The sequence below is a fragment of the Nitrospinota bacterium genome, assembly GCA_029881495.1.
Classification (GTDB): Bacteria; Nitrospinota_A; UBA7883; order JACRGQ01; family JACRGQ01; genus JAOUMJ01.
On record JAOUMJ010000012.1, the window covers coordinates 20,837 to 33,733 of the forward strand.

Annotated in this window: 17 protein-coding genes; 12 read left to right on the forward strand and 5 right to left on the reverse strand. The window is 51.9% G+C overall.

What is annotated here, in order from left to right; translation table 11 throughout:
* Nucleotides 1–6: 6 nt before the first annotated feature.
* The 11 genes from flhB (at nucleotide 7) to OEY64_06880 (ending at nucleotide 9,285) form a co-directional block, all read left to right on the forward strand.
* Nucleotides 7–1,080: a flagellar biosynthesis protein FlhB gene (gene flhB, locus OEY64_06830; GenBank protein MDH5542662.1), complete on the forward strand. Its 1,074-nt coding sequence runs from the start codon at nucleotides 7–9 to the stop codon at nucleotides 1,078–1,080.
* Nucleotides 1,081–1,168: 88 nt separating this feature from the next.
* Nucleotides 1,169–3,241, forward strand: coding sequence for a flagellar biosynthesis protein FlhA (gene flhA, locus OEY64_06835; GenBank protein MDH5542663.1), 2,073 nt, complete (start codon nucleotides 1,169–1,171; stop codon nucleotides 3,239–3,241).
* Nucleotides 3,238–4,536: a flagellar biosynthesis protein FlhF gene (flhF, locus tag OEY64_06840; protein ID MDH5542664.1), complete on the forward strand. Its 1,299-nt coding sequence runs from the start codon at nucleotides 3,238–3,240 to the stop codon at nucleotides 4,534–4,536. Before flhA ends, flhF begins: the two co-directional genes overlap by 4 nt.
* Nucleotides 4,537–4,572: 36 nt before the next feature.
* A complete protein-coding gene (locus tag OEY64_06845) occupies nucleotides 4,573–5,427 on the forward strand; it encodes a MinD/ParA family protein (protein MDH5542665.1) in 855 nt (284 codons plus the stop codon).
* A complete protein-coding gene (locus OEY64_06850) occupies nucleotides 5,427–5,681 on the forward strand; it encodes a hypothetical protein (protein MDH5542666.1) in 255 nt (84 codons plus the stop codon). The genes OEY64_06845 and OEY64_06850 overlap by 1 nt, the downstream gene beginning before the upstream one ends.
* Before the next feature lie 106 nt (nucleotides 5,682–5,787).
* Nucleotides 5,788–6,312: a thioredoxin family protein gene (locus OEY64_06855; GenBank protein ID MDH5542667.1), complete on the forward strand. Its 525-nt coding sequence runs from the start codon at nucleotides 5,788–5,790 to the stop codon at nucleotides 6,310–6,312.
* A gap of 161 nt (nucleotides 6,313–6,473) precedes the next feature.
* Nucleotides 6,474–6,890: a nickel-responsive transcriptional regulator NikR gene (nikR, locus tag OEY64_06860; protein MDH5542668.1), complete on the forward strand. Its 417-nt coding sequence runs from the start codon at nucleotides 6,474–6,476 to the stop codon at nucleotides 6,888–6,890.
* A 13-nt stretch (nucleotides 6,891–6,903) separates the two neighbouring features.
* Complete coding sequence (locus tag OEY64_06865; protein ID MDH5542669.1) at nucleotides 6,904–7,590, forward strand: energy-coupling factor ABC transporter permease; 687 nt, start codon at nucleotides 6,904–6,906, stop codon at nucleotides 7,588–7,590.
* Nucleotides 7,587–7,844 (forward strand): hypothetical protein, encoded by a 258-nt coding sequence (locus tag OEY64_06870; protein ID MDH5542670.1) that lies wholly within the window; start codon nucleotides 7,587–7,589, stop codon nucleotides 7,842–7,844. The genes OEY64_06865 and OEY64_06870 overlap by 4 nt, the downstream gene beginning before the upstream one ends.
* Nucleotides 7,841–8,566, forward strand: coding sequence for a cobalt ECF transporter T component CbiQ (gene cbiQ / locus OEY64_06875; protein ID MDH5542671.1), 726 nt, complete (start codon nucleotides 7,841–7,843; stop codon nucleotides 8,564–8,566). The genes OEY64_06870 and cbiQ overlap by 4 nt, the downstream gene beginning before the upstream one ends.
* A complete protein-coding gene (locus OEY64_06880) occupies nucleotides 8,563–9,285 on the forward strand; it encodes an energy-coupling factor ABC transporter ATP-binding protein (protein MDH5542672.1) in 723 nt (240 codons plus the stop codon). Before cbiQ ends, OEY64_06880 begins: the two co-directional genes overlap by 4 nt.
* 130 nt (nucleotides 9,286–9,415) lie before the next feature.
* Here the strand turns inward: OEY64_06880 and OEY64_06885 are convergent, their stop codons facing one another.
* The gene (locus OEY64_06885; GenBank protein MDH5542673.1) at nucleotides 9,416–9,655 is read right to left on the reverse strand and encodes a CDGSH iron-sulfur domain-containing protein; all 240 of its coding nucleotides are present in this window, start codon (nucleotides 9,653–9,655) and stop codon (nucleotides 9,416–9,418) included.
* 166 nt (nucleotides 9,656–9,821) lie between these two features.
* Between OEY64_06885 and OEY64_06890 the strand changes: the two genes are divergently transcribed.
* Nucleotides 9,822–9,986: a hypothetical protein gene (locus tag OEY64_06890; GenBank protein MDH5542674.1), complete on the forward strand. Its 165-nt coding sequence runs from the start codon at nucleotides 9,822–9,824 to the stop codon at nucleotides 9,984–9,986.
* A gap of 82 nt (nucleotides 9,987–10,068) precedes the next feature.
* On the opposite strand, the gene OEY64_06895 is transcribed toward OEY64_06890, so the two are convergent.
* From OEY64_06895 to OEY64_06910, 4 genes are read right to left on the reverse strand one after another with little or no spacing between them, the layout of a single operon-like run.
* Entirely contained in the window at nucleotides 10,069–11,052 is a 984-nt protein-coding gene (locus tag OEY64_06895; GenBank protein ID MDH5542675.1) for a ketoacyl-ACP synthase III, read from the reverse strand.
* Between the two features lie 3 nt (nucleotides 11,053–11,055).
* Nucleotides 11,056–12,135 carry a phosphate acyltransferase PlsX gene (gene plsX / locus OEY64_06900; GenBank protein ID MDH5542676.1) on the reverse strand — a complete coding sequence of 360 codons (1,080 nt, stop codon included), beginning with the start codon at nucleotides 12,133–12,135 and terminating at the stop codon, nucleotides 11,056–11,058.
* Nucleotides 12,136–12,318 (reverse strand): 50S ribosomal protein L32, encoded by a 183-nt coding sequence (gene rpmF, locus OEY64_06905; protein MDH5542677.1) that lies wholly within the window; start codon nucleotides 12,316–12,318, stop codon nucleotides 12,136–12,138.
* 12 nt (nucleotides 12,319–12,330) lie between these two features.
* The gene (locus tag OEY64_06910; protein MDH5542678.1) at nucleotides 12,331–12,888 is read right to left on the reverse strand and encodes a DUF177 domain-containing protein; all 558 of its coding nucleotides are present in this window, start codon (nucleotides 12,886–12,888) and stop codon (nucleotides 12,331–12,333) included.
* Nucleotides 12,889–12,897 lie beyond the last annotated feature (9 nt).

Here is a 12,897-nt window from a genome sequence, read left to right on the forward strand (position 1 = left end):
GTTTAAGTGGCTGATGATGACAAGGACCAGCGTACCGAAGAACCCACTGAAAAAAAACGTGGAGACACGTTTAAAAAGGGGCAGACCGCGTCCTCGAAGGAGCTTAACTCCACCATTGTTCTCTTTGCCGCCGCCTCGCTCCTGTACGCAACGGGCGGAAGCATAAGGGAAAACCTTTCTGAGATGATGGCAAACGGCCTTCGAACAGCCACGGAGAACGAACTGACTCTCTCTTCACTCCAACCGATGCTCCTTTACTACCTGGGGATCATAGGCTCCACCCTCGCGCCGATGATGCTCGCCATCATGGTGGCGGGTATCGCTTCAAGCGTTTTGCAGAACGGAGGGTTTATCCTCTCGCTAAATCCGATTTCACCGAAATTCAACAAGCTGAACCCGTTGAAAGGTTTTGGGCGGTTCGTGAGCAAACAGGCTTTTATGGAGCTTTTCAAATCGTTTGCCAAGATAGGGATAGTCGGCTCCACATGTTATATGGTCGTTCAAAGCGAATGGGAGCGCATCCCGAATCTTTCGGGACAGGATATAGAGCAGACGATCCTGTTTATCTCCATGCTCTGCATAAAACTTATCTTTTACACCCTTCTGATAATGATCTTTCTGGCGGGCGCAGATTTCATTTTTCAAAAACATACCTTCGAAGAATCGCTGAAAATGACAAAACAGCAGGTGAAGGATGAAAGAAAGGATTCAGAAGGAAATCCGCAGGTAAAGGCGAAGATCCGGTCGACCCAGATAAGCATGGCGAGAAGGAGGATGATGGCCGATGTGCCAAAAGCCGAAGTCGTCATCACAAACCCTACCCACCTTGCCATAGCCATCGCGTACAACCGCGAAACAATGATCGCGCCTGTCATCGTGGCCAAGGGGGCAGGGCTCGTTGCTGAGAAAATAAAGGAAATTGCAAAAGAAAATAACATTCCGGTGGTCGAAGACAAGCCTTTGGCCCGAATCTTGTTTAAGACTATAGACATAGGACATGCGATACCTGAAGAACTCTTCAAGTCGATCGCGGAAATATTGGCGTATGTATACAGATTAAAGAAGAAAGTATTTAAATAACAAAGGCTTAGAAACATAAACGACATGAAAATTGGGGAAAAGAGAATGAAATCGCACGCAGGTATTTTGACGTTTTCAGGGGGTAATTATGACGCCTAAGGACGGAATGCCGGCTTTCGCCAAATATAGCGACATTGGCCTGGCCCTGACTCTGGTGACGGTAGTGACCTTAATGGTCATACCACTGCCATCGCTGATGCTCGATATTTTCCTCGCCTTCTCGATTACCCTGGCGATGATCATCCTCATGATATCGATATACATGAAATCGGCTCTTGAACTGAGAGCTTTTCCTTCGATACTCCTGATAATCACCCTTTTCCGCCTCTCCCTGAACGTTGCCTCCACGCGCCTGATCCTTACGCATGGAAACGAGGGGACTGCCGCCGCGGGAAAAGTCATCGAAAGTTTCGGAAGTTTTGTCGTGGGGGGCAACTACGTTGTCGGCGCGGTTATATTCATAATCCTCGTCCTCATCAATTTCATAGTTATCACTAAAGGCTCCGTCCGTACCTCGGAAGTTGCCGCGAGATTCACCCTCGATGCCATCCCCGGCAAACAGATGTCGATAGATGCCGATCTCAACGCCGGGCTAATCAACGAAGAGCAGGCAAGAAAAAGACGGAGAACTCTTGAAGAAGAAGCCGACTTCTACGGAAGCATGGACGGCGCGATCCGCTTCGTACGCGGAGACGCGGTTGCGGGGATAATCATCACCATAATAAACATACTCGGCGGATTCGCCATCGGCGTGTTCCAGCAGGACATGACCGTAATGGACGCTATCGGCGTATATACGATCCTGACCATCGGAGACGGCCTCGTTACCCAGATACCGGCCTTGATAGTTTCCACGTCATCCGGTCTTATCGTCACCCGTGCTACATCAGACAAGGATATGGGTTCCGATATCGCGGGGCAGTTCCTCCTTCATCCGAAAGCGTTCGCCATTGCATCCGGCGTACTTGGATGTTTCGGCGTGGTACCGGGCCTTCCGCATACAGCGTTCTTCTTCCTGGCCTTCCTCGCAGGCCTTATCGCCTACCTTACCCACCAGGCCGAGCTCGACATGATGAAGGCAAAGGAGATAGAAGAGAAAGAGAGAACCGAAGCCCCCGTTCAGGAGAAGGTGGAATCGCTCCTCCCTCTTGACGCGATGGAACTTGAGATAGGATATGAACTTATTCCGCTTGTCGACGCATCGCAGGACGGGGAACTTCTCGACAGGATAAAATCTATCCGCAGGCAGTTTGCCCTTGAGATGGGATTTGTGGTTCCGCCGCTCCATATACGCGATAACCTCCAGTTGAAACCGAATGAATACTCCATCCTGATAAAGGGTGTAGAAATAGCCAAAGGCGAGCTTTGGATGAACCACTATCTCGCAATGGATCCGGGCACCGGCGTTGAGCCTATACCGGGCACCAGGACCACCGAGCCTACATTCGGACTCCCGGCGCTTTGGATATCCGAAGGGAACAAGGAGCGGGCGAAATCGGCCGGATATACCGTTGTCGACGTTGCCACTGTGCTCACGACCCACATTAAAGAGACGATTAAGAAACATGCCTCCGAGCTTCTCGGCAGACAGGAAGTGTACAACCTCATCGAGACCTTCAAGGAACACTCACCGAAGGTCGTCGAGGATCTTGTTCCGAATGTCCTTTCACTCGGACAGGTGCAAAAGGTTCTTCAATCGCTTCTTTCTGAGGAAATTTCCGTGCGCGATCTTGGAACCATTCTGGAAACCCTTTCCGAATGGGCGCCGATAATAAAGGACAGCGACATACTCGCCGAATATGTAAGGCAGAATCTCGCAAGACCTATCACCAAACAGTTCCAGACAAGCGAAGGGAAAATACCGGTCATCGCGCTAAACAAACATATCGAAGACAACGTAGCCGATGCCGTAAAACAGACTGCTCATGGCACATATCTTGCTCTTGAACCTGACATGGCGCAAAAACTGATCGATAAAATAAAAAAGGAGATGGAGAAATTCTCACTCCTCAACTACCAGCCGATACTCCTTACCTCCCCCGGCATAAGACTGCATCTGAAACGTCTTACCGAGAGGTTCATCCCGAATCTGGTAGTGCTCTCTCATAACGAAATACTCCCCTCAGCCGAGGTTGAGACCTTATCGGTGGTGAGCGGATGAACATAAGAAAATACCGCGCCGTAGACATGAAATCGGCCATCGCCAGGATAAAGGCGGACATGGGCCCGGACGCAGTGATACTCAGCACCAAACAGGTGACCAATACCAACGGGGCGTTCGGCATTTTTGCCAGACCGCTCATCGAGATCACCGCCGCGCTCGACCCCGAAGGGAAAACCAAAAAGAGAGAAGAAAAGAATTACGGAGACGACACCTATAACGGAGAGAGCCTTAGAGAAAGCTCCCCCAGAAGGAACTCGTCATACAGAAGAAAAAGCGAGCCAGCCAGAGAAGAGAGCAAGAACGATATCGAATCGATGCTAAGCGTTCTGGAGCCGATATTCACGGAGATCACCGAGCTGAAAAGCATGGTCTCCTCCACCTCGCAGGCGGAGGCTATCGGGCGAACCGACCTGAAGAAAGCCGCAAGACTTTCTGATGAGCTTCAGGAAATGAAATCGATGTTCGGGATCATGCTGGAAGATTCGGCGTTTGTAAAAGGGCTGAACCTCGATACGAACTACCTCCTCTGCTACCGGAAAATGCTTGAGCTCGGCATTGAGCCTCAATACGCTCTCCGCCTCGTTCAAAAGGTGCGGGATAACGTTCCCGGCGGGAGGGAGATAGATATCAAAAGCATCTATTCCGAGGTGAAGAAAAACCTGGCCGAATCTCTCCTGATTGGCGAACCTATCAAACCGTATGTTGGCGGGCCAAGAGTCGTCTCCCTTATCGGACCGACAGGCGTGGGGAAAACGACCACCGTTGCAAAAATAGCCGCAGACCTCACTCTCGAAGGGAAGAAGGTCGGCCTTATCACGATAGACACTTACAGGATCGCGGCGGTTGAACAGCTTAAAATTTACGCGGGGATACTGAACATACCTCTAGAAGTGGTTCTGACGCCGGATGAACTCGCTACCGCCATTTCGGACTTCTCGTCAAAGGATGTCATCATTATCGATACAGCGGGGCGGAGCCAGCGCGACAGCGAAAAGCTCGACGAACTCTCTTCGTTCCTCTCAGTAAGCGACCTCATCGAAAACTACCTGGTGCTGAGCGCGTCGTCCGACAGCGCGGTGCTCGACCAGTCGATAAACAATTTCGGCACTATCCCCATCACTGGGCTGATCTTCACGAAAATGGACGAGACCCTCAAGCCGGGGGTGGTAATTTCGCAGAACTTCAAAACAGGGTTGCCGATAACCTATTTAACGAATGGACAAAAAGTTCCGGAAGACATTGAAAAAGCTACTGCCGGAAGCATTGCCGACTCAATTTTTTCTAAAGATTGATTTACATTAACATGATAATTTTGGGAGAATAACAGTATGGATCAGGCGGGAACGTTAAGAAAAATGGCAACCAGCGCCGAAGAAGCCGGAACTGAAAAACAGCATATCAAAGGGATTGCTGTTGCCAGCGGTAAAGGTGGCGTGGGGAAAACCAACATAGTGGCAAACACCGCCTTCGAACTTTGCCGCAAGGGGAAAAAGGTGCTCGTGTTCGACGCCGATATGGGACTCGGCAATATCCATATCCTCCTCGGCCTCGCGCCCAAATATAACATCGGCCACGTCCTTACAGGCTCGAAAAAACTGCGCGACATCCTCGTTGAGGGGCCGGGCGGGATCGCTATCCTTCCCGCATCCACGGGAAATAAGAAATACAGCGAAATAACAACTGAAGAAAAACTCGTACTTAAAACAGAGCTCGAGATCCTGCAGAAGGAGTTTGACTACATAATCTTCGACATCGGCGCGGGGATATCGGCAAACGTCATGTTCTTCTGCTCTGCCGTTGAAGATGTCGTGGTTATCGCCACTCCGGAGCCGACATCATTCTCCGATGCGTACGCAATCATGAAGGTTCTTTCGCGGGACTACCTCGTAAAGAAATTCAAGCTCCTCGTGAACATGTGCTACTCGCGAAAAGAGGCTATAAGCATCTTCCAGAGGCTCGTTATGGTCGCCGACAAATTCGGACTCGGCATCAAGATCGATTTTCTCGGCCATATCATAGACGATGATTCAGTCAGCAAGGCCGTAAGGAAACAGCAGCTGGTCTGCAACACCTTCCCGAACTCGGAATCTAGCAAATGCATCATAAACATCGCCGATACGCTTGAGAAGACCTTGACCGGCGGCGAAATAAGCTGGGCAAACGTTTTTAACGGTAGTGAATAATGACCGGATATATCAAAAAAATCCCTGTCGCGGTATCGATGATATTCTTCTCGGTTGCCGCGTTCACCGCGCTCCTGTTCGGTTCCGATATCGGAGCTGCGCTCTACAAGGGGTTCATAGCGTCTGTGATCTCATTTATATTCGCAGTACCGCTCGCATACGTCCTTTTTGAAGAGAAAATACCTGAACCGACACCCCCGGAAGGACTTGAAAAGCTCGCCGAAAAATTCAAAAGGAAAGAATATCCCGAATAGCGTTCCAGAATCCCAGTCTCACCTCCCCATTCCCCCGCACCGATAATCGTTTTAATTGCCTGAAAAATTTGGTATAAAAGTTATGGGGAAACAGAGGTCTAACTATATGAAAATCGAAGAGAAACTAACTGCGTTCAGTTTGCCGGACGTAAGCGGCGAAACTGTATCGACAGACGACCTGGCTGGCAGGGAACTGCTTGCCGTCATATTCGGCTGTAATCACTGCCCTTACGTCAAGGCATACCTCGACCGTATCATACAGATCGAACAGAACTACCGCGACAATGGCCTTGAAATACTGATGATAAATCCGAATAATGAAGAGACTTATCCCGCAGACTCCTTTGAAAACATGAAGGCCCTTGCGAAGGAAAAAGATTTCAAATTCCGGTATCTCCGCGACGAAACCGCCGGCGTCGCCCGGCAGTTCGAGGCAAAAGTAACGCCTGAAGTATACCTCTTCGATAAGAGCCGGGTACTGCGCTACAAGGGGAGGATCGACGACTGCTGGCACAGCCAGAAAGGTGTTCGGAAGCACGACCTGATCCACGCGCTCGACGATCTCATCGCGAACCGCGAGGTTGGGGTAAAATCCACCACCCCCATCGGATGCACCATCAAGTGGCCCTGAGCCTGGGGCAAATCATCTCCTCCCCAGGAAGCTGACAGCATCCCCTTCTTCCCTGATCTCGCCGTCCCGTGGTTGCAATTGCGAAAAGCCCGCTGGCGCCATTGACTATCCTCCCCGATAGTATTACGATTTAGACGGAAATAATACTGACGGGAGAAAACGTGGACAAACTCGAAAGACTCAGCTTCTCGATAGAAAAAAAACTTCTCGGCAGGTTCGAAAAACTTTTCAAACAGAGCGGGTACGAAAACCGCTCCGAATTCATAAGGGACATGATCCGGGAAAAAATCGTCAGCGAAGAGTGGGAGAAAAACGAAGAGGCGCTCGGAACCATCACCCTCGTATACTCCCACCACGGCAATACGCTCAGCAAAAAGCTCACCTCGCTTCAGCACAAATACCACTCCGCAATCATGGTCTCAACGCATCTTCACCTCGACAGTCATCTCTGCGCCGAAACTATCATCGTGAAAAGCAAGGCGGACACGATAAGGGAGATAAGGAATATGCTGGCAAGCCAGAAAGGGGTGTACCACGCCTCGCTCTCATTGAGCTCCACCGGAAAAAAACTGGCCTGAGCGGGAGAGAGAGATGCATATCCCCGACGGATTTATTAACGGGCCGATCACTCTAGGCGGCTTCGCGGTTACGGCGGCTGTCTGCGGCGTTGCTATCGCTAAGGCAAACAGGGAGATGGAGGAAAAGGACCTTCCCCTACTGGGGGTCTGCGCTTCGTTCGTCTTCGCTTCTCAGCTCTTCAACTTCCCGGTCGCGATAGGCATATCGGGACACTTTCTCGGCGCGCTCCTTGCCGCTCTTCTTCTCGGCCCGCTCAACGCCGTTCTGGTAATGGCGGTCGTCCTCACTATCCAGTCGCTGTTATTTGCCGACGGCGGCGTGACGGCGCTCGGTATCAACATCTTCAATCTCGGCATTGTCGGAGGCGCAGCGGCCTATCTCGTGTTCCGCATCTTTTCGCTCATCCTTCCGAAAACCTCGAGGGGCTTCTACCTCTCTGCCGGGATAGCGTCGTGGTTTTCCGTCGTCGGCGGCGCCTCGCTCTGCGCCGTGGAGCTTTCGCTATCCGGCGTGCTTCCATTCGACTCCGCCTTCCCAGCCATCACGGGTGTTCACGCGATCATCGGCATCGCCGAAGGGATCATCACCACTACCGTTCTCTCGGCGATCATTGCTTCAAGACCCGATATCGTGAGGGGGTGGAGGCTCCATTACGGCAACGTACAGGTCATGCATGAAAAGGGGGTCGAAGCGCATTGAAAAGATTTTATTTCGCCGCGATTGCCGTGTCGCTCCTGATAGCATTCACGGCAACCTACTTTGCATCCACCTCCCCCGACGGCCTGGAAAAATATCTCTACGGCGAAATGTCCGCCGTCAGCGAAGAGCAGGACGAAAAAACGACAGCAGGGGGAGCGGTTGCCGGGACACTAGCCGTCCTTGCAATTACATTCACACTCGGAAGGCTTATCCTCGGATTCCGGCGAAACGGAAAGAGGGGGAAAAGAAATTGAGCCACCACTTCTTTGAAAAATATTCCGGCATAGACAGCAGACTTCACCGTCTCGATCCCCGATCAAAGATACTCGCTTTCATACCGCTTCTCGCTCTCTGCGCAAATACTCCCGGTCAGCTCCATATCGCGTTTGCCGGTTATATCGCTCTCCTGCTGGCGCTTGCGTATATCTCCAACATCCCTGCACTATTCCTTGCTTCACGCATGATCGTCATCGCACCGCTCATTCTCATGGCCGGAGTTTTCCTCCCCTTCTCTGAAAACAGTGTGCCGGGTATCGAACTCTTTACCGCCCTTCTCCTGAAATCCGGGACCGCGGTTTTTTGTGCGATACTCCTTATCTCCACCACCCCGTTTTCGGAAATACTTGGAGCGCTTGAGCGGCTCGGCATCCCTCGGCTCTTTATCTCCATCACCTCCTTTACCTATCGCTATGTTTTCCTCATCGCCGAGGAGGCCGGGAGAATGAAAAGCGCATCAACAGCGAGGGGGGGCTTCAGCGGAAAAAGGATCGCCCGATTGAAGGGTATCGGTCACGCGGTGGCAAGCCTTCTGATACGGAGTTTCGAAAGGGCGGAAAGAATTTTCCTCGCCATGCTGGCGAGGGGATATTCGGGCGCAACGCCCAGCGGAAACACAAAACAGGGGATGCGCGCCAGCGACTACCTCTTCCCCCTGTTCGTGATCGCGTATGGTTCGCTCCTGAGGATATACGGATGAACGGAGATAGAAACTACATCCCCGCGGTAGAGTTCAATAACGTAAGCTACTCCTACCCCGACGGAGCGATGGCGCTGTCTGAAATATCGCTGACCATTTATCAGGATGAGCGGGTCGCCATACTCGGTGCCAACGGAGCGGGAAAATCTACCCTCCTTCTCCATATGAACGGCCTCATTAAGAGCGAAGGCAACGTTTCCGTTTTCGGCGTCCCTGTTGTAAAGAAGAATCTCCCGGCAATCCGTCGGCAGGTCGGCTACCTTTTCCAGAATCCGGACGATCAGCTCTTTTGCCCGACGGTCTACGAAGATGTGGCGTTTGGGCCTAGGAACAGCGGCGTCAATGAGGAGGATATCGCTGAACTTGTCAGGGAGAGCCTGGCATCAGTGGGGTTGAACGGCGCGGGGGCGCATCCCCCTTTCCATCTGAGCCTCGGGGAGAAAAAGCGGGCGGCTATCGCCACACTCCTGGCGATGAAACCGAAAATCCTCGCGCTCGATGAACCTACCGCCTCGCTTGACCCGCGGGGAAAGAGGGAGATATCCGCGCTTCTGGAAAAGATAGGAGGGACGCAAGTCTTCGTAACGCACGATCTTGATCTCGCGCGAAAGAGTTGCCAGCGGACAATCATCCTCTACAAGGGGCGTGTGAAGTTGGACGGCCCCACTGAAGATGTTTTAAAGGACCGTCAGCTCCTAATTGAAACCGGCCTGGCATGATAAGCAACCCTTCCCTCCACTTTTGCGCATAAGCGCAAAGAGGGAATTGAACCATCTACAAACATAAACGGCTTGTAGCACCTCCTTATCTGGAGGATCTAGCCTTGCCCTTATGGTGTATCCTGCGGTTCTACTTAAGGCTCTTGTGCGTACCGTCGCAGAAGGGTGGGGTCTTCGTATGTTTGCACATGCAGAGGGCGGCTGTGCGCTTCTCCGGCACATTGAATTCGACCGGCGAAAATCCCGTCCCCTTATGCGAGCCATCGCAGAACGGCTGATTCTTCGACTTTCCGCACGCGCACCAGTAGTGTTTGCCCGCTTCCAATTCGATTACCTTTGGCGATCTTCCAGCTATAGTCGGTTCACCCATTGCTCTTCTCCTTTTGAACTAATATTTCGTTGATGAATTGATTTCAATATTCAATATAGCACATCGTTAGTATTGCGGGAATGGTTGTTGCCGTTTCAATCTCCGTTTCGCCTCCATATCCGCCCAGTGAAAATGTTATAATCAGTACAGAAAGAGGAAAAAGAGCATGAAAAAAGTCGAACACCTCTCCCCCGAAATGATATCCGGACGTTCAAGATCGATCCCTAAGAGAAGGGTGCACAAGGTGATGCATCTTCACCCGGAAGGGTTGAAAGGTAAATTGAGAATCGCCCGGAATCCTCTCATACCGAGAGCGTTGCGGGGAAAATAGATTTACCGTTTTATCCTTGCTTACTGCCGGATTAAAGAAGCGGTCATGCGCGGCGGGTGGGACAGGTGCAAATCCCCCCAGCTTAAAGGCGGAGGAGTATAGAGCCCCAGGTGAAGCCGCCGCCGAAGGTGACGAAAAGGACGAGGTCCCCCTTCTTTACCCTCCCCTCCTCGATGGCTTCATCAAGCGCGATCGGGATAGATGCCGCCGCAGTGTTTCCGTACTTCTGGATGTTCACGAAACATTTCGACTCTTCTATACCTAGCTGTTTCGCGACCTGCGCGATGATCCTGGTATTTGCCTGATGAGGTATTACAAGATCGATATCGGAAACCGAAAGGCCTGCTTCTTGGAGCGTCGCCTGCGCGGCGCTTATCATGCTCTTTACCGCGACCTTGAATGTCCCCTGCCCGTTCATCGTAAGGCAGTATTTCTTTTCGCTTATCAGGTCCGGCGTAAATCTCCTCGCGCTCCCGCCGCCGACCGCGCTGAGGAAATCGGATTTACTGCCGTCGGAATAGATGTGCGTTGAAAGTATGCCGGACTTCCCCCCTTTGCCGTCCGCTTTCAGCACGACCGCGCCGGCGCCGTCGCCGAAAAGAACACAGGTCGTTCTGTCCTCCCAGTCGAGAATGCTTGAATATATCTCCGAGCCTATCACGAGGGCGTTTTTGAAAAGTCCCGATTTTAAATACTGGACAGCCGTCGCTAGCGAGAATGTGAATCCCGAACAGGCTGCGAGGAGATCGAATGCAACCGCGTTTGTAGCGTTTATCTTTGCTTGCACGAAGCAGGCCGTGGAGGGGAAGAGCATGTCGGGGGTGGATGTACCGACGATTATCAGTTCAATATCCTTTGCCTTCAGCCCTGCCGCCTTGATGGCGTCCCTTGCCGCGGGCGCCGCCAGATCCGAAGCGCAGACCTCCTTTTCGGCGATCCTCCGCTCTTTTATCCCGGTGCGCTCGACGATCCACTCGTCGGAAGTATCAACGATCTTCGCGAGGTCGTGATTCGTCATCACCCGTTCGGGGAGGAACCGCCCGGTGCCGGCAATATACGGTTTCAAGAGTTATTCCTTTTTTTCCAGTTCATCGGCAGCAGCCGCAATGTCAAGATTTGCAAAAATGCCTTCGTGGTTCTCCATCGCCTTTTCTATCGCGATATTCCTCTCCATCCCTTCGCGTATCTTGTCGTTCACGCCATTCTTCACGAACGCCTCCGCGTGCTTGATCGCGTTTTTAATCGACTTCGCCTTTGAGGAGCCGTGACAGATAAAGACCGTGCCGTTTAGCCCGAGAAGGGGCGCTCCGCCGTATTCGTGATAATCTATCCTCCTTTTGAACTCCTCAACATAGGGCTTCACGAGGAGGTATCCCAGCTTGCTTCGCCAGTTGGTTGCGAAAAGATTTTTCAGCGCCTTGGTAAACATCTCGGCCACCGATTCGCTCACCTTCAGGGTGATGTTCCCTACGAACCCGTCGCAGACTATAACATCGGCAGTGCCGCGATAGACTTCCTTTGCTTCCACGTTGCCCATGAAATTTATGGAACTCTGCCGCAACATCTCGCCGGTAAGTTTCGATATCTCGTTCCCCTTCCCTTCCTCCTCGCCGATATTCAGCAGGCCGGTTATCGGGGATTTTTTCTCAAGCACGTGCGAAGCGTAAACGGAGCCCATAATGCCGAACTCGAACAGGGCCTGCGGTTTACAGTCCACGTTTGCCCCCGCGTCAAGAAGTACCGACCACCCCTTCTGGGTAGGGAGAAGCACGGTAATCGCGGCCCTGCTTATTCCCGGTATCAGCCTGAGGACAAGGGTTCCATGCGCCATGACGGCGCCTGTGTTTCCCGCGCTTACGAAGGCGGCCACCTTCCCCTCCTTGACGAGTTTTACCCCGACCATTATGGAGGAATCCTTTTTCTTGCGGTAGGCGACAGATGGGGATTCGCTCATCCCCACTACTTCGGAAGCGTGGACTATCTCTATGGGAAGCGAGGCGGTATCATGCTTTTTCAGTTCCGCCTCTATAACATCCTTCGGGCCGACAAGTGTGATCTTCGTGCCGTATTCACGCGCCGCCAGGACAGAACCTTCAACAATCTCTCCAGGGGCGTTGTCGCCGCCCATGGCATCGACGGCGATTTTCATTTATACGTCTTCTACCGCGATTACTTCCTTATCGCCATACATTCCGCAACGAGGGCATACATGGTGCGGCATCTTCGTCTCCTGACAGTTCGGGCAGACCGAATAATTCGGCTGACTTACCTTGTCATGCGAACGCCGCATTCCGCGTTTGCTCCTGCTGGTTTTCTTTTTTGGTACCGGCATTTTCCTATCCTTTCAATTTTCCAGTTTATCTTTCAACTTCTGCAAAACGGAGAGCCTTGCGTCTACTTCCCTTTCGGGACATTCGCAACTTGACTCGTTCCTGTCAATCCCGCACTTCGGGCAGAGACCCTTGCACTCTTCCTTGCATAACTGCTTCAATGGTATCGCAAAAATCATGTTATCACGAATAAGCGTCGAAACTTCCAACTTGTCGTTTTCGTAAACATACGAATCGACGTCTATTATTTCATCGCCCGCGCCCCCTTCGCCAACCGGCAGGAAGGTCGCGCCCAATTTTACGTCCAGTGTGTACTCATACTCTTTCAGACATCTGCCGCACTCCAGCCTGACTGTTCCAGAAGTTTTTCCGGTGACGAAATAGCTCTCGCCAGTCTGGCTGATATGGAGATTCGCCTCCATATCGCCAACTGCGTCTATTCCGTCGCTCGGCTCGAAAAAATCTGCGAATGCGCGCTTGACGTCGAGATCCAGTCCCGTAACCGGGTCAATATCGCGCAATTCAACGATAATTTCCATAGCTCCTGCCTGCCTGACTGATGCGATCAACAATTATCTGCT